At 41.4% G+C, this 18,526-nt stretch carries 15 protein-coding genes and 1 tRNA gene; 6 read left to right on the top strand and 10 right to left on the bottom strand.

What is annotated here, in order from left to right; genetic code table 11:
* Window positions 1-11: 11 nt before the first annotated feature.
* From ACGE0T_RS18925 to dacB, 4 genes are all read right to left on the bottom strand, one after another.
* Window positions 12-1,355 carry a TolC family protein gene (locus ACGE0T_RS18925; RefSeq protein ID WP_459188129.1) on the bottom strand — a complete coding sequence of 448 codons (1,344 nt, stop codon included), beginning with the start codon at window positions 1,353-1,355 and terminating at the stop codon, window positions 12-14.
* The gene (locus ACGE0T_RS18930; protein WP_459188130.1) at window positions 1,352-4,390 is read right to left on the bottom strand and encodes an efflux RND transporter permease subunit; all 3,039 of its coding nucleotides are present in this window, start codon (window positions 4,388-4,390) and stop codon (window positions 1,352-1,354) included. The genes ACGE0T_RS18925 and ACGE0T_RS18930 overlap by 4 nt, the downstream gene beginning before the upstream one ends.
* Before the next feature lie 7 nt (window positions 4,391-4,397).
* Window positions 4,398-5,495: an efflux RND transporter periplasmic adaptor subunit gene (locus tag ACGE0T_RS18935; protein ID WP_459188131.1), complete on the bottom strand. Its 1,098-nt coding sequence runs from the start codon at window positions 5,493-5,495 to the stop codon at window positions 4,398-4,400.
* A gap of 215 nt (window positions 5,496-5,710) precedes the next feature.
* On the bottom strand, window positions 5,711-7,165 hold the full coding sequence (gene dacB, locus ACGE0T_RS18940; RefSeq protein ID WP_459188132.1) for a D-alanyl-D-alanine carboxypeptidase/D-alanyl-D-alanine endopeptidase: 1,455 nt from the start codon (window positions 7,163-7,165) through the stop codon (window positions 5,711-5,713).
* Window positions 7,166-7,233: 68 nt separating this feature from the next.
* Here dacB and ACGE0T_RS18945 point away from each other — a divergent pair, with 68 nt between their 5' ends.
* The 5 genes from ACGE0T_RS18945 (at window position 7,234) to ACGE0T_RS18965 (ending at window position 10,048) form a co-directional block, all read left to right on the top strand.
* On the top strand, window positions 7,234-8,370 hold the full coding sequence (locus ACGE0T_RS18945) for an AI-2E family transporter (RefSeq protein ID WP_459188133.1): 1,137 nt from the start codon (window positions 7,234-7,236) through the stop codon (window positions 8,368-8,370).
* 69 nt (window positions 8,371-8,439) lie between these two features.
* Window positions 8,440-8,512 (top strand) — tRNA-Lys (locus tag ACGE0T_RS18950).
* 213 nt (window positions 8,513-8,725) lie between these two features.
* Complete coding sequence (locus tag ACGE0T_RS18955; RefSeq protein ID WP_459187769.1) at window positions 8,726-9,091, top strand: ISAon1 family transposase N-terminal region protein; 366 nt, start codon at window positions 8,726-8,728, stop codon at window positions 9,089-9,091.
* Window positions 9,092-9,113: 22 nt separating this feature from the next.
* Window positions 9,114-9,761 carry an ISL3 family transposase gene (locus ACGE0T_RS18960; protein WP_459187770.1) on the top strand — a complete coding sequence of 216 codons (648 nt, stop codon included), beginning with the start codon at window positions 9,114-9,116 and terminating at the stop codon, window positions 9,759-9,761.
* Window positions 9,644-10,048 (top strand): ISL3 family transposase, encoded by a 405-nt coding sequence (locus tag ACGE0T_RS18965; RefSeq protein WP_459187771.1) that lies wholly within the window; start codon window positions 9,644-9,646, stop codon window positions 10,046-10,048. The genes ACGE0T_RS18960 and ACGE0T_RS18965 overlap by 118 nt, the downstream gene beginning before the upstream one ends.
* Here the strand turns inward: ACGE0T_RS18965 and ACGE0T_RS18970 are convergent.
* Entirely contained in the window at window positions 10,032-10,823 is a 792-nt protein-coding gene (locus ACGE0T_RS18970; RefSeq protein WP_459190515.1) for a DUF5131 family protein, read from the bottom strand. The two genes, ACGE0T_RS18965 and ACGE0T_RS18970, sit on opposite strands and share 17 nt — an antisense overlap.
* Window positions 10,824-11,089: 266 nt before the next feature.
* On the opposite strand from ACGE0T_RS18970, the gene ACGE0T_RS18975 reads away from it, so the two are divergent.
* Complete coding sequence (locus ACGE0T_RS18975; protein WP_459188134.1) at window positions 11,090-12,037, top strand: DMT family transporter; 948 nt, start codon at window positions 11,090-11,092, stop codon at window positions 12,035-12,037.
* A gap of 5 nt (window positions 12,038-12,042) precedes the next feature.
* Here ACGE0T_RS18975 and ACGE0T_RS18980 read toward each other — a convergent pair whose 3' ends face one another.
* The 5 genes from ACGE0T_RS18980 to ACGE0T_RS19000 form a co-directional block, all read right to left on the bottom strand.
* Window positions 12,043-12,498: a GNAT family N-acetyltransferase gene (locus tag ACGE0T_RS18980; protein WP_459188135.1), complete on the bottom strand. Its 456-nt coding sequence runs from the start codon at window positions 12,496-12,498 to the stop codon at window positions 12,043-12,045.
* Between the two features lie 99 nt (window positions 12,499-12,597).
* Complete coding sequence (locus ACGE0T_RS18985) at window positions 12,598-13,506, bottom strand: hypothetical protein (RefSeq protein WP_459188136.1); 909 nt, start codon at window positions 13,504-13,506, stop codon at window positions 12,598-12,600.
* Between the two features lie 15 nt (window positions 13,507-13,521).
* Window positions 13,522-13,665, bottom strand: coding sequence for a hypothetical protein (locus ACGE0T_RS18990; RefSeq protein WP_459188137.1), 144 nt, complete (start codon window positions 13,663-13,665; stop codon window positions 13,522-13,524).
* A 183-nt stretch (window positions 13,666-13,848) separates the two neighbouring features.
* Window positions 13,849-15,486, bottom strand: coding sequence for a RagB/SusD family nutrient uptake outer membrane protein (locus ACGE0T_RS18995; RefSeq protein ID WP_459188138.1), 1,638 nt, complete (start codon window positions 15,484-15,486; stop codon window positions 13,849-13,851).
* 11 nt (window positions 15,487-15,497) lie between these two features.
* Window positions 15,498-18,506 (bottom strand): SusC/RagA family TonB-linked outer membrane protein, encoded by a 3,009-nt coding sequence (locus ACGE0T_RS19000; protein ID WP_459188139.1) that lies wholly within the window; start codon window positions 18,504-18,506, stop codon window positions 15,498-15,500.
* Window positions 18,507-18,526: the final 20 nt, after the last annotated feature.

The following is an 18,526-nucleotide window of genomic DNA, read 5'->3' on the forward strand; positions in this document are numbered from 1 at the left end:
AAAGCGAATTCTCAGAAGCTTGCTTTATCGTCTTCCGGAGCCGTATAGGTTAATATCTGTCCGCTTAATTGGAGCAAAGAAACTTCACACAGCTTGGTTGAATATTCGGCAATAGACTGTCGTTCTTCTGCTTCCAACAAACTATTCTGGGCTTCACGCAGCTCGATACCGGACAATTCTCCCAACTTATACCGGTCGATTGCAATGCGGTAATTTTCCTGAGCAGCAACCAGATTCTCTTTTTCAAGGCTCCACAAATTCAGGTTATTCCGGTAAGCCATCCAAAAGTTACTCAGGTCGGCGCGGAGAGACAATTCCAATTCTTGTGTCTTCAACGTTTGGTTTTCAATCTGAATACGTGAATTTCGCTGTTCACGGCGGCGGTTAAAACCATCGAAAATACTTATTCCGACAGTCAAGCCATAATTCAACCCAAGCCGTCGTTGCAGGTCTGTAGTTCCCACTTCATTCCAGTTTGCCGTATAGCCATAACCGGCATTCAGTTTTACATACGGATAGTTCCGGCTCTTTATTTTCTTCAAATCCAGTTCGGAGATTGTACGGTTCTTTTGGGCTATCAGCAAGGAAGCATTGGATGCCAGCGTATTCTGCCATAGTTCTACCTCATCCAGAAAAGGATTGGGAGTGATGGAAGAATCCTTTATCATGATCTCTTCCTCCACATTATCGAGTGCCATCAGTTCATTCAGGCGGATACGGGAAGTATGGAGTACCTCCTGCTGGTTCAGCACATTGGAACTGTCTGCATTAAAGTCGACCTGAGCCTGCTGCAAATCCAAACGGGACATCGAACCGATAAAATACCGTTCTTCTACGATACGCAAGCGTTCTCTCGACAGATCGAGTGTCGACTTCAGGTTGCGCAAACGGATTTTCTGGCGAATCAGGTTATAATATTCACCGGACAGGGTGGCAACAAAGTCCTCGATAGTCATACGGGTATTCAATTCTCCCATGCGTTTCAACTCCTTCAAACGGGAATATTCCGCCTGGATACCGAATCCATCGAAAACAGTCCAGTTAACGTTCAGTCCGACATTGGCTGTTTCGCTCGTTATCCCGTTCGACTTTTCGGTCGTTCCATCAGTCATCCGGTTATTGTTATTATTGACTGTACCGCTAAAGCCGCCGCTCATATCCACCGTAGGCAGATAACCGGCATTTCCTATCGTTGCATTATTATCGCTTATCTGCTGTTCGTTGCGAATGATACGGATTGAATAATTACGTTCCAACCCCGTTTCTATGCACCGTTTGAGGTTGTACACTTCTTGAGCCTTTGCTGAAAAAACAGCCAAGACTGCGAATACTCCTATAATTAACTCTCGTCTCATGCTTTGCCTTTTTTTACATGTCTGTCTGTTGAAATAAAACTATACATGGCCGGTACGATAAATAAGGTAAGGAATGTAGATACAAGCATACCTCCCACTACCGCAATACCCATTGCAATACGTCCCTGTGCACCTTCACCCGAGGCATATACCAACGGGACCAAACCTAAAATAGTAGAAATACTCGTCATCAGAATCGGGCGCAAACGTTGTATCGATGCAGAGCGGATAGCCTCGGCCATACTTAATCCGGATTCCTGTCGCTGATTGGCAAACTCGACAATCAGGATACCATTTTTCGCCACCAGACCTATCAACATGATTATACCGATCTGGCTGAATATATTCATAGTCACACCCGAATAACTCATAAAGATTAATGCACCTGCAATAGCCAATGGTACGGTAAACATCACCACCAACGGGTCTTTAAAACTCTCGAACTGTGCGGCCAATACCAGATAAATCATAAACAAGGCAAGAATCATGGCAAACATCAAACTATCCGAACTTTCCCGAAATTCCTTTGATTCGCCGGATAGAGCAGTACGGAAGCTGCTATCCAATGTCTCGCTGGCAATACGGTCCATCTCATCCAAACCATCCCCAATCGTATAGCCTTTATTTAAGCCGCTGGACACGGTTGCCGACACAAAACGGTTATACCGGTATAACTGAGGTGGTGCCACATCTTCTTTCAAGGATACAAGATTATCCAACTGAATCATCTCACCGCCATCACTGCGTACATAGATAGATTTCAAATCCAACGGCGTATTACGCTGTTGCCGGTTGATTTCGCCTAATATCTGATACTGCTTTCCATTCATATAGAAATAGCCCATACGCTGACCACTCAGCGCATACTGCAATGTCTGTGCAATCGTGCGAGTACTAACCCCCAGCGAAGAGGCCTTATCACGGTTAATCTCGATACGGGCTTCAGGCTTCGTAAACTTCAGGTTTACATCCGCCATCTGGAACACGGGGCTTTCATTTACTTTCTGCATGAAAGCAGGCAAATGTTCCTGTAGCTTCTCCAGACTGGTTGCCTGCAATACATATTGCACCGGCATACCTCCACGTCGTCCGCCAAAAGTGGATTGTTGCTGTACGAATGCACGGGCTTCCGTCTTTCCACGCACATGCTTCGATAACACATCGGCAATTTCCATCTGCGAACGTTTGCGGTCCTTGATATCCGGAAGCAAAACCGTAATATATCCGTTACTATTATTGGCACGCACTGTTAATGCCTGACGTTCCGGAGCCAATGTATCAGCCATAGTAGCAATCTGGTCTGTAAAGTCGCGGATAAACTCGAAAGTAGCCCCTTCCTGTGCCCGAATATTAATCGAGATAGAGGAACGGTCTTCCAACGGAGATAACTCAGAACGAATCGTATTCCAGAAATAACCGATAGAGCCGAAAAGAATCACAACGATAGGTATGGACCACCACTTATGGTTCAGGAAGGCATTCAATGTCTTCGCATATATATTATTTAATCCCTCGAAGAACGGCTCGGTCTTCGTATATAACCAACCTTTATTTTCCCGTTTTTTCAACAGTTTAGTTGCCAACATCGGTGTGAAAGTCAGAGCGACAAAAGAAGATATCGTCACCGAACCGGCAATCACAATACTAAACTCCTTGAATAAACGCCCCGTCATACCTTCCATAAAAACAATCGGAAGGAATACAGATACCAGTGTTACCGTCGTAGACACTACAGCAAAAAAGATTTCCTTCGAACCTTCGATACCCGCTTCTTTCGGTTCCATCCCCTGCTCGATACGCACATAGATATTCTCTGCCATCACAATCGCATCGTCTACCACAAGACCGACCGAAAGCACTACCGCCAACATCGTCAGCACATTGATTGAGAAACCCGAGACATACATCACAAAGAACGCTCCGACCAGTGAAACGGGGATTACCACCACAGGCACCATCGTCACACGCCAGTCGCGCAAGAACAGGAAGATAATCAATACCACTAAAAGGAAAGCCACATAGATTGTTTCTTCCACCTCCTTGATGGAGGCACGGATAAAACGGGTATTATCATACACCATTTCGACCGTAACATCTTCCGGCAAGTCTTTTTCCAACTGCTCGATACGTTTATAGGCTTCATTGGCAATCTCAATCTGGTTGGCACCCGGCTGCGGGATAATCACATCGATAACCATCGGCTCTCCGTTTTTACGCATCACGCTTCGCAAATCTTCCGGACTTACCTCGGCACGCCCTACATCCTGAAAACGGATAATATTCTCGCCATCCCGTTTAATAATCAAATCATTAAATTCTGTTGCAGTATGCATCAAACCGAGCGTACGGATAGACAGGTCTATGGTATTCCCTTCGATACTGCCGGAAGGTAATTCGACATTTTCTGCATCGACCGCATTTTTCACGTCCAACGGAGTGACTCCGTAACCAGCCATCTTGATGGGGTCCAACCACAAACGCATGGAATAACGTTTCTGCCCCCAGATATCCACACCACTTACATTCGGGATTGTCTGAAGCCGTTCCTTTACCGTCAATTCGGCAATTTCACTCAGTTCCATCAACGAACGCTTACTACTCCGGATACCGATCTGCATAATCGGAGTTGCATCCGCATCCGCTTTCGATACAGTTGGAGGGTCGCAATCACGGGGCAAATAACGTTGGGCACGTGATACTTTGTCACGTACGTCATTTGCTGCCGTTTCCAGATCTACAGACAATTCAAATTCTACCGTAATACGGCAACTTCCCTGGCTACTGACACTACTCAACGAACGGATACCCGGAATACCGTTGATGTTCTGTTCCAACGGCTCCGTAATCTGGTTCATGATAACCTCGGCATTAGCACCCGGATAGGATACATTCACCGATATAATAGGATTGTCCACACTCGGGAACTCACGCACTCCCAGAAATTTATAACCAATCATCCCGAACAACAGGAGGATAAGCATCATAACGGTCGAGAGTACCGGCCTCTTTATACTTATTTCAGAAATATTCGCCATGTTGTCGTTACTTCAGATTATCAATCGCCACTTTCATTCCCGTACGAAGTTGCATCACACCGGAAGTAATCACCGTATCACCGACACTCAGTCCCTTCAAAACCTGAACCTGACTCTCGGTGCGAAGTCCCAGAATAATTTCCGCAGGTTCCGCCACACCACTTTTATACAAATAAACGATGTTCTTTCCCATTTCAGGAATCAGAGCTTCACTGGGGATAGCCAATGCTTCTTTTATCTCACGGCGGGTAATTTCAACAGAGGTATAACGTCCCGGTGCAATCGATTCGTCCCTGTTCGGATAAGTCGCACGCACTTTCAACGAGCGGGTAGCCTCATCTATTTTACTTTCCACTGCATATACAGTTGCCTTATAATCCTGCATCATACCAACGGACGAGTTCATACGGAATACGATCGGCGTACCGTCTGTTATATCTTCCGCATATCGCTCCGGAACGGAAAACTCAATTTTTAAAGGAGATATCTTGGTTAATTTGGAGATTATGGTCGAAGGAGAAGCATATGCTCCCTCGCTGACATTACGAAGACCGATGATACCATCGAAAGGAGCACGAAGTTCCGTCTGGGCAATATTGGCTTTGACCAATTCGATATCCGCCATCAGTTTTTCAAATTCGGTTGCAACCTGTTCGTATGCCTCCTGGCTGACTGCATCTTTTTCCAACAAGGTATGTTGCCTGTATACACGGTCTTTTGCCAAAGGTATCTGGGCTTCCAGTTTTTTCAATTCGGCTTGTAGTGGTTTATCATTAATTTTAGCCAATAAGTCGCCAGCCTTCACGTGCGTTCCTTCCGTAAAATAAATAGCAACAATCTTTCCGGATGCTTCAAAAGAAAGGTCTACTTCTTCATCAGGCATCGTACTTCCGGTTACAATCGCTTTATCTGTAAGTGACTGGTACTTCAGAACCTCCGCATTGATACGAAGTACTTGTTTCTGAATTTGACTTCCCGCTGTCGGAACTACTTCTTCCGCATCTTTAGACGCTTTTAACTTGCTTTTAATCTGTGGATAAACAATCATCCCTGCAATCAGTAATAAAATTGCAGCCGTAACGCCCCACTTCATTCTCTTAGTCATATTATCTCTTCAGGTATTCAACAAAAAACATTATCGACATGTAAATATACATAAGTATGCTGAATTATGACAAAGCTAAATAAAAAAGGTTTAACGGGACTCCTGAAAATACTCATAGTTATGATTTTTCCAATTCATAGTTATGATTTCGGAAAACCATAACTATAATCCTTATAAAAGGGTATTTCCAGCCATATCAAAATAAAGTGGTTTCCTCAGAATAAATTCACCAATAGTTTTTCAAGCATCCGCGTCATGGTTGCCATGTTACAGGAATAATTATTTGAAAAAACAGCAACCGCATATGTCTTCCCATCTATCTCCACATATCCGGCATAAGAACGAACTCGGCTGATACCACCACTTTTCAGACGGGCTTTTCCCTGTAGCTTTGTATCCTTCAAAAAGTTTCGTACAGAACCTTCTATTCCTGCCTGCGGCAAAGATGCGGTAAACGCATCAGAATATTTAGAATGAAGAGCCATATAAGTAAGCAGATCATTTATAAACCGGGCGGAAACCTTATCAAAAGGAGCTAACCCCGAACCGTCATTCATCCATAAAGGGAACACATCCAAGCCCTTACTTTTCCAATATCCTGTAACTGCTTTAATACCTCTGCCAAACGATGAGATTACCTCATTTTTACCTGGCTTATACTGTAATCCTACAGTTTTTACCAATGCGTCTGCAAATAGATTATGGCTGACATGATTCGTTACTTTCGCTATCTCTTTCAATTCAGGAGAATAAGTAGTTACCAACGTATGTCTTTTATTTGTATTCCATCTGCCTGCTTCTTTCTCTATCCGGTAGCAGGTCGGCGCCTTATGAACAGTAATGCCTGCGGCCTTCATCTTTTTGGTAAGATATTGAGCCAAAAACAATGCAGGTTCCGGAATATCCCCCTTTAATACATGATTTTCCCTATTTGCCGGAATAGCTCCATATAAATAACGTTCATTCGCATAAGGAGCACCCACAATATAGGCACTGTCCAAAGCCGCAGGAGCCGATTTCAAATAATTGGAAAAGTGGATAAATGAAACATCCGGTTCCGTCCGCTTAATAGTTACACGAGAACCGGGAACTCCACTTTGCAAATACAATTTATACATATTATCAAAGATGGAAAGTCCATAACTGCCTGGAGCATAATAGTTCCCCATATCTTCCCGCAACCAACGGATAGAAACCCCTTCCGTATCAAATATACTTTCATCGGCAATAACGGCACCCTTTACTTCTTTTATTCCGGCTTTTTGTATTGCTTCTATCCATTTTCTCATAAAAGTATTTTGCTCGGAAGCAAAATAAGAAGAACCCAAACTTGGGTCTCCACTTCCTTTTATATAAAGATTCCCCTTTAATATGCCATTTTCAAGAGTGCCTTCATACTCTATTGAAGTAGGATAACGGTAATCCTCCCCTAATATTTCCAGCGCCGTAGCAGTTGCTACGGTTTTAAGAACAGAGGCTGGCGCTACTTGCAGATCCGGCTCATGGCTATAAATAATTTTCCCACTATTCAATTCTTTGATAACAAGTGAAAAAGAAGCCCCTCTCATAAAAGGAGAACTTAACAACTGCCTGATTGCCTGTGATGTTTGGGCACTTCCAGTTAAGACACAACATATCGAGATGAAAAGAATAAATATTTTTTTACGCATATCTTTAATCTATTCTACTTTATTTTATCTTTGTTCCGAGCAAAGATAAAAAATTAAACAGGAACAATATGTTCGACAGACCTTTTACATTTGATCGAGTTGTACGCATCGTATTTAGTATTGCAATTGTCGGTGGCATCATCTTCTTAATTGCATTGCTGCGAAATGCCTTACTTCCTTTTCTTATCGCCTGGTTATTGGCATATATGATGCAGCCTTTCGTGAAATTCTTCCAGTACAAGCTTAAATTCAGAAGCCGTATACTTTCGATTGTTGCAGTTATTATATCTACAATTTTAGTATGCACCATGCTCTATTTTCTTGTAGTACCTTCTGTCACACAGGAAGTAAACAGGACCATGGAGTTGATACAGGAACCTAATCAAAACTATGAACGCATCCCTATGATTCCCCAGTCCTGGATTCACTTCATTGAAAAAAATATAGATCCGGATGAGTTATATAAATTACTTAGTAAAGAAAATATAGAAAATGCGATAAAACAATTAGCTCCTAAAATGTGGATATTGCTGACAAACACTTTTTCAGTGCTTTTCAGTATTACCATTATTTTCATCATCTTACTCTATTTTATCTTTATCTTATTAGATTATGAACGGATTGCCGACGGATGGATTAAACTGATTCCGGGGCGCTACCGCCCCTTTGTCCAGGGATTGGCCGAAGATGTGGAATACAGTATGAACCGCTATTTCCGCGGGCAGTCTCTGATTGCTCTTTGCGTAGGCGTACTTTTAGCTATCGGCTTCAAAATTATTGATTTCCCTCTGGCTGTTATATTGGGATTATTTATTGGCGTTTTAAACCTGATTCCTTACATGCAGGCTATCGGTATCATTCCTATGATTCTACTTGCTTTATTAAAAGCGGCAGAAACCGGTGAAAATTTCTGGATTATATTCGGACTGGCGGTTTTAGTCCTTTGTATCGTACAAGTCATCCAGGATTTATACCTGACTCCACGTATCATGGGAAAAGCGATGGGACTAAATCCTGCGATTATTTTACTATCCCTGTCTATTTGGGGAACTTTATTAGGTTTTATCGGATTAATTATTGCCTTGCCTTTAACAACACTATTCCTCTCTTATTACAAGCGGTTTATCTTACACGAAGAAGAGGAATATGATATAAAATCAATCCCTTCAACAGAAAAAAACATAGAGAAAAGTAAAAAAAAGTAGCTTCAACTCTTGCATATATAAAAAAAAGCCCTACCTTTGCACCCGCATTACAGAAGTAACGCACCGGATGATTCGCTAGCTCAGCAGGTAGAGCACATCCCTTTTAAGGATGGGGTCCTGGGTTCGAACCCCAGGCGGATCACTGAAACAACAAGAAAAATCAAGCAAATCCCTGATAATCAGACATTATCAGGGATTTCTTTTTTCTGGCAAGTAGCAGAAAATAGCCGTTTCAAGCATATTATCGGTGGATAAATCGTGGGACTAGGGCAGAGCCAGATTAATGGCTCATACCGAAAATCTGAGGGATTAAAATAATAAATCGTATCTTAGCCTGAGTAAAAAAAGAAAAGCAATGAGTTACGATGAATTTCTTCGTTTTATCTTTCCAGATGGAATGTTCGATTATTTTGAGTTGTCAGATTTCCAAGAAAAGCCAGATCAGGTAGAAATATACTTTGAAGAGAAGAATATACATCCCACGGAATATACAACAGACAAATTAGAGAGCAAGGGTTTTTATGAACAAGTCAGGATGCACGATTATCCGATGCGTAGTCGTACTTGTTTATTGTTTATCAAGAAACGTCGCTGGTTCAATCACCGTACAGGTAAATATGTAAGCCGCAATTGGAAATTAGTGGCAGAAGGAACGCAAATAACGACAGAGTTTGCGTCTTTTTTAAAAGCATTGGATCGACTCTCGAGCTCTAAGCATTAGTCTTTTGGCGGATCATTACGGGATGGATGCTAAACAGTTGGAGTCGCAATACAAAAATCATCTGAGTCATTTTAAGAATTGGGAACAGCGTTCCCATGCCCAAGAGTGGATTCTCTTCGAGAAAAACATAGGGCCCTATGTCGGGCTGGACGAAACAGCTCTTTCTTCAGGAGAGTTGTATACAATCCTGATAAACAAAGATGCGAAAGGTAAAAAAGGTACCATCATCGCCATGGTTAAAGGTACATCCGCAGAAAAGGTTTCTCAAGTATTGCTCAAACTTTCCCGTCGCAGGCGTTTTCAGGTTCGTGAAATCACCTTGGACATGGCTCCCAATATGGCTCAGATAACCCGTGTTTGTTTTCCTGCCGCCAAACAGGTTATCGACCGTTTTCATGTTCAGAAGCTCGCTTTTGAAGCTGTACAGGAAATGCGTATAAAGGCACGATGGGAGGCATTGGATAAAGAAATGGTCGAGCTTACCTATGCAAAACATCCGGTCAGCCCTTTGTCCCTGAAACATTTGAGAATGGGGACAGCCGCAAACAACTGTTGGCAAGAAGCCGGTACCTTTTATTCAAGAAAGATGAACTTTGGTCTGAGAGCCAAAGAAAAAGGGCCAGGATTCTTTTCCGGGAATATCCCGATATTAAGAAAGCCTATTACTTAAGCATGAGGCTGGGCTTGATATATCACCAGGTAAAATCGGCAGATATTGCCTTGACACGCCTGGCACATTGGTATGACGAGGTAGACAGATCCGGTTTTCTTTCTTTTGGAACTGTAGCCAGGACTATACAAGCACATTACTTAAATATTGTTGCCTTTTTTAGAAGACGACCAACCAATGCTGCAAGTGAATCCTTCAATGCTAAAATAAAAGCTTTCAGGGCACAACTCAGAGGGGTGAGGGATGTCACTTTTTTCTTATTCAGGCTTGCTAATATTTATGCTTAAAATTTAATCCCCTCAGGATTTCAGTATGAGCCAGATTAATCCCGGCCTTCCGTGCCTGCGAATGCTGGAATTGACGTTTGATATGATAAAGTTTGCCATCTTTGATGAACTTCGCTCCGGTTTGCTTAAACCAGAATGAGATACCTGCCTCTGCACATACATCGTGAAGTTCCATCACCCAGTCGAAGTCACAGGAACGAACATCATACCCGGATTCTCCACCCACGACCACCTGTTCCACCCAATCACCGATACTAAAAGGACTAAGATCAATCCGTTCCAACAACGGTTCACAAATAATGATCTTGTGTTTGATGGGAGAACTGCGATAAATAGGTAGGCGATAATCAGCACGGGACTGGTTTTCGACGGTACAACAGATAGTAACATTGTCATATCCATCACCCCAATCTTCGGGTAAGCATTGGGAGAAACGGTCAATTCGTTTGGTAATCATCATGAAATGGAGGTCGCTGCGTTGCCGTATCATCTCCCAGGCGTCTGAACGCCATTCATCGGCATCTTCAACAAAGAAGTCGGAAGTGAAACAAGTATATACCAGTGTTCCGGATGGAATCTTGTATTCTCCGTTACGTTTCCGGCGAACGGGTACGTCAAAATTCCTTGTTTGCGTCACTATTGAACTATCCACATCCCGTTTGGCATCCCCTCGGTAGACATAACAATATTTGCAACCCTCACTCAACTTATGGCAACCGTGCCACGGGTTCCATAAAACAGACTTCTTGACAATAGCATTAAGTATAGCTCCCATCATACATTATTCGGTTATTTACACTTCGGATTCTACTCTTCACTTGAATAAAATCCAAACCACATTTACAAATGTAATAAATAATCCGGAGGTTCGCTACAACTAAAAATTTGTCTTTTTTACTGTTTATCCGAAATTTGCTTTACAAATATTTTACCAACCAGCCAGCTTTTTAAAACTTTAAATATCTGGCAGAAAGATTATATTGCAAATACAGAAAGAACGTTCTACATTTGCCCGCTAAAATAAAATGAATACAGATATTTATGAATGCAAAAGTAAAAGGATATATATTAGGGGCCATAGCCGCTGCTACTTATGGGATGAACCCCCTTTTTGCCCTTCCTTTATATAAGACCGGAATGGATCCGGACTCTGTTCTCTTTTTCAGATACCTATTTGCTATCCCGATACTGGGAATAATGATAAAGGCAAGAGGGAGAAATTTTAAATTAAAACGAAAAGAAATATTTCCACTAATTATCCTGGGGTTTTTGGTTGCCTTTTCCTCTCTTGCGTTATTTCAAAGTTATAACTATATGGAAGCGGGTATTGCTTCTACGTTATTGTTTGTTTACCCGATTTTGGTAGCTTTGATTATGGCAGTGTTCTTCAAGGAAAAACTAACCTTACAAACCATCTTATGTATTCTTCTGGCATTGGGCGGCATTGCTCTTCTTTACAAAAGCAGTGACGGTGCAACACTTAACCCAACCGGAGTCCTACTGGTTATGGGCTCAGCTCTTTCTTATGCCATTTACATCGTTGGAGTGAACCTGCCTAAACTAAAAGATATTGCTACACTTAAACTGACTTTCTATATACTGATTTTCGGCATGTCGCTCTTTTTAATCCGTGTGGATTTTGGAAGAAGCCTGCATATTGTAGATAACTGGTATTTATGGGGCAACTTAATTGCACTGGCGGTTTTTCCTACTGCCATATCATTCCTCTGTACAACTTTGGCAGTTCAATATGTAGGATCCACGCCAACAGCAATCCTTGGGGCATTGGAACCTTTAACCGCCGTATTCTTCGGTGTAACTATTTTCGGAGAGGCTTTAACTCCAAGATTAAGTTGCGGAATATTTATGATTATTCTGGCTGTGACTCTTATTATTGCAGGCAGTAATGTGACCTCCTACCTGATTCGTTTCAGAAAGCTTTTTCCCAGACTGCCAATCAAAAGAAAGAAGGCAAACAACCAGATATAACCGAATCATTGGTATCGGGCTGATATCTTGGTGTTTTTCATCGGTACGCTTGTCAGCCCATGATAACATTGCGGGCCGCATAGTGGTTCAAATCCTAAGCTCAGATAAAAAGGGACAGCATAGGTTGAAGAATTGACTGTAACTTCCGATACTGTATTATTTGCCACGAAATAATTAAAAAGAGCTTTCCCTACACCTTTTCTGTGATGTTCGGCTTTAATAAAGAATAAAGAAATATGTCTCCCTTCACTCTTTGTTCCGATAATGCCTATAAGCTCTTGATTTTCCTCAAAAGCGCCATAGATGGTAAGTTCTTCCATCAACTGCTCATTATAAATAAAGCTTTTGAATGTTTCAAGACCATCCCCATTGAAATCAGCTTTCCCACATTCCGTAAAAACAGCCATAGAAAGAGCTACAGCATTGCTATATTCCGATTTATTCAGTCTTCTTATTTCCATAAACAGCATATTCAAGTATCCTTTACTGCAAAAGTAAAATAAAAATAACAATATAAAATCAGACTTATAAGACTTCCATTCATTCTAAAAATACAGAATTCAGGGCTTCTTATCCAATTTCCGTTCGAAAAGCCTGTACACACCCAAAATGGCAACCCCAAATGCTATAGCCCCGAATGTAAGAAGCATATTCATCAGGCCGTCTGTTTGGAAAGAGAGTTTCAACAGGATTGTTGAGATAATAAAACCTGAGTTCCGGATAATCTTATGGAATTCTTCAGTCTGGTTAAACGACAATAACAGTAGCATCACTTCAGTCAAAATCAACACCGTAAAGAAAGTATTGAAAAAGGTATCATTCATCGACTTTATAAGATAGACAATATCGTGTATGGAAAAAGTGGCATCTTGCAAAAAGAATAAACTTTTTGCAAAAAGTATAACGAAAAAGACCATCAGGAGTAATGCCAATATCTTTTTTGCAACCACATATTTTTTCCGGGAGTCGTCTATGCACAACTCCTCATCCCCTCTAAAACTTCTATTGCCGGTCAATTTATAAAAACAGAAGATAAGCAGGCAGAAAATAATCAAACAAGCAAATGTAATGAGCAGATTTCCAATTTGAGCAGTAGTAAACACTTCATTACCCGTTGACAGATCTGCCAGATCATGAAATATTTTACGTATCAGAATAAGTATTATTATTTCATATTGCTTCCCTAAATAGAATGTAATCGACTTGGGAAGATAATAAATCAAAGAATATATTTCATACAGCAATATAACAGAGAAAGGGGTGTATATAGCAGTCAGCGGATTCAATAGCGCAATGTCATTGTCTCCATGATTTGGAATAATTCCGTATTTCACTAAACCTATTAATACAAGATGAAAAAGAAATGCGATAATCGCTATGATAAAAACAAGTTCTTCTACTCTTTTCCTTTTCTTTTCAGAAAAAAGGAATGGATATATACGGGTTATTTTCCTGATTGTCATTATCATATATACTTTATTATATTAACTGAAAAATAAATAAAATTGTTCCGGACGGAAAACGGAATATTCAATAACCTCCAATTGAAGTCCCCCCCCCAATGTAAGCCAATATATAATACCTACCATTAATATTTTAGTTGACTCTGTCTGTAGCTTTGTTTTCATATCCGCTCATTTTATTTATATATTTGTCACGTTTTATACCATAGTCTTATGGTGAACTAAGGCAATACTCCTATATTTATTCGATTATTTTTTTCAGAATAAAACAAAGAAAAAGGGAACTGCCTCACTACAGAAACAGTTCCCTCACGAAAATCAAAAACACACAGAAAATCTATGTATCATTTACTTGTTAAGCGTTTCATAACCCGGATTTTGCTTCAAGTTCGGGTTTGCGGTTAAATCACGGTCACTAAACGGATAAATGTTGAAACGTTTGTCCAGATGAGCTTTCCCTTCCAATGTACCACCTTTATATGCCCAAGCATAATCTTCCGTGAATTTGCCAAAACGAACCAGGTCAGAGCGACGTTGTCCTTCCCAATATAATTCACGCCCGCGTTCTGCAAGAATAAAATCAAGTGTCAAGTTTGCGGCTGATATATTTCCACTTTGATCGCCATAGGCACGTTCACGCAACTGGTTTACATAACCGACTGCTGTATTTATATCAGCTCCGGAAGCACCACGTACGGCACATTCTGCATATATCAGATATAAATCCGGTAAACGGAACAATGGGAAATCAGTATCAGGGTCCGGAGTAGGCGTAACGCCTGCTCCACCCCAACCGAGGTTGGTAAATTTATGGCAGAGGTAACCACTGTCCCAATCTTGCATTTTAGAAACAGGAGAACGTTTTCCTTTATTATCAAAAAAGATATAACGTTTGTCTTTTTTACGCTTACTGCCATGTTCATCCGCACCATCATCCGGGCTATCTTTAAATAAGTCAATCATCTGCTGAGTAGGTTTCAAACAAGTCCAGGATGATGTCAGTCCGAACCACGTAGGATTTAAGTCACCACCAAAAGCAGCAGCAGTTACCATAATTGAACTACCAAAACTTTTTGCATTGACATGGTCGAAAGGTATTGCATAAATAATTTCGTTTTTATGAATACCAGTTAAATGGTTCTCACCACAGAACAAATCGGCATAGTGGCTTTCCAGTCCAAATCCGGCATCAATTACCTTCTTGGCATATTTGGCTGCCTCATCATACATGGCACGGCCGATATAAGTTTCGGCATTCAGATACATCTTGGCAAGCAATGTATTAATAACCGGCTTGGTCATACGTCCATAGGTTGCCATTGTTGGAGTTTCCGGCAAATTTCCGTTTTCAGACAAGTCTACCAGCTCTTTTACTATTTTATCAAATAACGCTTCTGTTCCTATTTGTGAAGGCTTCCATGATTTATCATCCGTAGGACTATCATCCCAAACTACCCCCGGATTACGGTATAAGTCTATCAGATAATAATAGTTCATGGCGCGTATACCACGCACTTCATCCCTGAATTGTTTCAGGTTCGGAATGATTTCGTCATCCTTGGCATACACACTCAGAAACTCCTTACAATAGCGAATATTCAACATGGCACGCTGATAAAAGGTGTAGGAATAGGGCAATGTATAATCCCACCCAACTGTACATAATTCTACAATTCCCTCATCCCTCCAGTTCCAGATAGCTTCATCTGTAGGAAGTACCTGTAAGGAAATCAAACCTCGGAGGAAAACAAGTGCTCCCTGGTCCGATCCTTGTAAGTCAGGTTCCACACTTGCATCGGAAGAATTTCCTGATAAACCGAAACCTGAATAAATTTTCGCCAAGAAAGACTGGCAATCGGCTTCATTGTGGATAGAATTACTGGATTTATCCAGTTTTGGTTCCTGGTCTAAATCACCCAGGCAGGAGGTCATTCCCAAGCCACACAACAAAACGGCCCCCGATACTATGTATTTTTTAAAATTCATGGTCTTACTAATTAAAAGTTGATATTAACACCGAACAATACGGAGATAGGACGAGGATATACATTATTATCCACACCACCGTCTACTTCAGGGTCCAGCCCTTTATATTTCGTTATCACAATCGGATTTTGCACGGTAGCATAAAAACGTGCATTCCATTTCATTCCGAAGAATTTATCGAGCTGGTAGCCCAATGTGATATTATCTATCTTCAGGAAAGAAGCATTTTGTATAAAATAATCAGATAAACGTTGGCGGGATTGGAAACCGGTCTGCAGTGCGGAAACAGGCTTATTGCTCAAAGCTGAGTTACCAAACACCTCATTTACGCCTAAAGCAGCATTGGCTGCAATTGCATTATAATTATAATTACCTAAGCTGACACGTCCATTAAAACCTAAATCCCACTGTTTATAAGTAAATTTGGAATTAAAGCCCATCAAGACATCGGCTGTCGGTTTTTTATAATGATACAAATCTTTATCCGTAACTACATCACTTCCGCTATTGCTTTCGTATTTTCCTTCAATCGGAGCCCCGTTTTCATCATATACCTGTTTGTATACATAGAAAGTACCCGGAGCATAACCTACACTATGAATTTTCAGTCGTAAACCTCCATCTCCGCCTGTGGAATCGAAACGTTTACCCGGAGAGTCCGAATTATCATTATAGGTAAGCTCTTTAATCTTCGTATTATTATAGGCAAGGTTAAAACCTAAATCCCATCTAAAATCCCGGGTAACTACCGGACGGGTATTAATGGAAACTTCAAATCCTTTATTTTCCAAAGAACCTATATTGGATACTACATATTCAGCAAAGTCCGTTCCGGCGGGCACATTCACTTCCGCATTAATCAAATCATTGGTCTTGCGGTAATATACATCCACAGCACCACTGATACGGTTGTTGAAAAAGCTGTAATCCACACCGGCATTATAGGTTGTAGTAGTCTCCCATTTCAGATTCGGATTGGATGCTGTCGGTGCCAATACATTCACCCATCTTACATTTCCGGAAGCATCATATATCGGGTACATCGCTCCTCCTTTGCCATTACGGTAGAATGATAAATACGGATAATCCCCTTGGTTAATATCCTGCTGACCGGTCTGTCCCCAACCTAAACGGAGTTTCAGTTCATCCAAACTCTTAAAATCTTTCAGGAAGGATTCTTCATTCATTTTCCATGCAAGAGCTACCGAAGGGAAAAGTCCCCAACGTTTATCTTTGGCAAAACGTGAAGACGCATCATCACGCAAAGTAAATGTAAGCAGATATTTATTCATCAACGAATAATTCAAACGACCATAGAAGGAAATCAGCAAATACTGGGTATCGGTCTGCTTAAACTCATTCATTTCTTTTGTATTCTGCCCGTAAGTTTCCGGACGACGTGACAAATAATAAGTCACATTATCTGATTTGGAACGGTAACTTTGATATGAATAACCTGCCATAATATCAAAATGGCTGGCGATAGATTCAAAATCCTTCGCATACTGCCCATAGAACTCCAATAACTTATTGTTGCGTGTGCTGTTATAGATACGGTTACTACCTGTAGCATCATCATCCGGCAAATAATTGGAAGGAGCATTCGGGTCGATATAAGCAGTTCCCGAACTGGAAGAATAGTCTATTCCTAAGTTCAAATGCAGACGAAGATCCGGCAAACCATGTACCTGATAGTCGAACTGGGCATTTCCTATAAACGATTTCACGGTTGAGCGGTCATCCTTCATTTGCAGCATGGAAACAGGATTGATTCCGGCAGAAGAAGCCTTTGTCCCGTCAGGAGTATAATCGTTGGTCCAGGTATAATAACCTCCGAATTTGCTGTCGTTCATTACCGGTTTTGTCGGATCGAAAGAGACAGCACTGCCGATAGCGCCTGTATCTGCAAAACGGTTTTTAATATACACACCTTTTGCATTCAGGTTTACTTTCAGATGGTCTTCAAAAAAGGTTGGAGTCAATGAAAGGCTTCCGGTATAACGCTGGAAATTAGATGTCTTCAAGATACCGTTCTGGCTGGTATAGCCTACAGATACGCGGTAAGGCATAAAATCCTTCACAGAACCGAATGCACTGAGGGCATGGTCTGTAGAAACAGCCGTACGGAATATCTCATCCTGCCAGTCTGTGCTTACACCCGGATACAAATTCAATGCTTTCCGCATTGCATCTGTTGTGGTCGATGCATTATTAATATAATCTCGATACTCATCTCCACTCATCACGTCCAGTTTATTACGCTTCGTACTTACCGAGACATTACCGGAATAACTAATCTTTACTTTCCCTGATTTCCCCTTTTTCGTAGTAACAAGGATTACACCATTAGAAGCACGCGAACCGTAAATGGCTGTAGCCGAAGCATCTTTCAATACGGTAAACGATTCGATATCGGCCGGATTTATCGTACTTAACGGATTGCTCAACCCATCGACAGCCTGATTGCTCATAGCCACTCCATCGATAACAACCAGCGGGTCATTGCTTGCCGACAACGACGAACCACCACGGATGCGGATGGAAGAGCTTGCGCCCGGTTGACCGGTTGAAGAAGCAACCGATACACCTGCAATCTTACCCATCAACATGTCCTGAGGACTCACTTGTATACCCCGGTTTTTTTCATCCGGTTTAATGGCTGCTACAGAACCTGTCGCATCATTTTTTTTCACTGTACCATAACCAATAACAACCACGTTGTCCAACACTTGGTAATCATCTTTTAATGTGATATTCATGGAAGCTGCTGCAGGCACTTCCTCCACTTTATATCCGATAAACGAAATAGTCAGTATTTCACCTTTAGAGGCTGTCAACACAAACTTGCCATCCAGGTCAGTAACCGTACCATTCGTGGTTCCTTTCACTATGACATTCGCGCCGGTAACCGGCTCTCCTGTCGCATCTTTCACAATACCATTCACCGTGATGCTTTTTTGGGCAAACACGAGAAGTGGCATACATAAAACAGCTAACAATAGCAGCAATCTACTTTTCATGTGTTTAAATTTAAGTATAT

The organism is Parabacteroides sp. APC149_11_2_Y6 (assembly GCF_054506995.1).

What these genes read in the sequence shown, in the direction of transcription:
- ACGE0T_RS18930 (WP_459188130.1), bottom strand. Translation starts at nt 4,390, where the DNA reads ATGGCGAATATTTCTGAAATAAGTATAAAGAGGCCGGTACTCTCGACC.
- dacB (WP_459188132.1), bottom strand. Translation starts at nt 7,165, where the DNA reads ATGCGTAAAAAAATATTTATTCTTTTCATCTCGATATGTTGTGTCTTA.
- ACGE0T_RS18925 (WP_459188129.1), bottom strand. Translation starts at nt 1,355, where the DNA reads ATGAGACGAGAGTTAATTATAGGAGTATTCGCAGTCTTGGCTGTTTTT.
- ACGE0T_RS18935 (WP_459188131.1), bottom strand. Translation starts at nt 5,495, where the DNA reads ATGACTAAGAGAATGAAGTGGGGCGTTACGGCTGCAATTTTATTACTG.
- ACGE0T_RS18975 (WP_459188134.1), top strand. Translation starts at nt 11,090, where the DNA reads ATGAATGCAAAAGTAAAAGGATATATATTAGGGGCCATAGCCGCTGCT.
- ACGE0T_RS18945 (WP_459188133.1), top strand. Translation starts at nt 7,234, where the DNA reads ATGTTCGACAGACCTTTTACATTTGATCGAGTTGTACGCATCGTATTT.
- ACGE0T_RS18985 (WP_459188136.1), bottom strand. Translation starts at nt 13,506, where the DNA reads ATGATAATGACAATCAGGAAAATAACCCGTATATATCCATTCCTTTTT.
- ACGE0T_RS18955 (WP_459187769.1), top strand. Translation starts at nt 8,726, where the DNA reads ATGAGTTACGATGAATTTCTTCGTTTTATCTTTCCAGATGGAATGTTC.
- ACGE0T_RS18960 (WP_459187770.1), top strand. Translation starts at nt 9,114, where the DNA reads ATGGATGCTAAACAGTTGGAGTCGCAATACAAAAATCATCTGAGTCAT.
- ACGE0T_RS19000 (WP_459188139.1), bottom strand. Translation starts at nt 18,506, where the DNA reads ATGAAAAGTAGATTGCTGCTATTGTTAGCTGTTTTATGTATGCCACTT.
- ACGE0T_RS18995 (WP_459188138.1), bottom strand. Translation starts at nt 15,486, where the DNA reads ATGAATTTTAAAAAATACATAGTATCGGGGGCCGTTTTGTTGTGTGGC.
- ACGE0T_RS18980 (WP_459188135.1), bottom strand. Translation starts at nt 12,498, where the DNA reads ATGGAAATAAGAAGACTGAATAAATCGGAATATAGCAATGCTGTAGCT.
- ACGE0T_RS18990 (WP_459188137.1), bottom strand. Translation starts at nt 13,665, where the DNA reads ATGAAAACAAAGCTACAGACAGAGTCAACTAAAATATTAATGGTAGGT.
- ACGE0T_RS18970 (WP_459190515.1), bottom strand. Translation starts at nt 10,823, where the DNA reads ATGGGAGCTATACTTAATGCTATTGTCAAGAAGTCTGTTTTATGGAAC.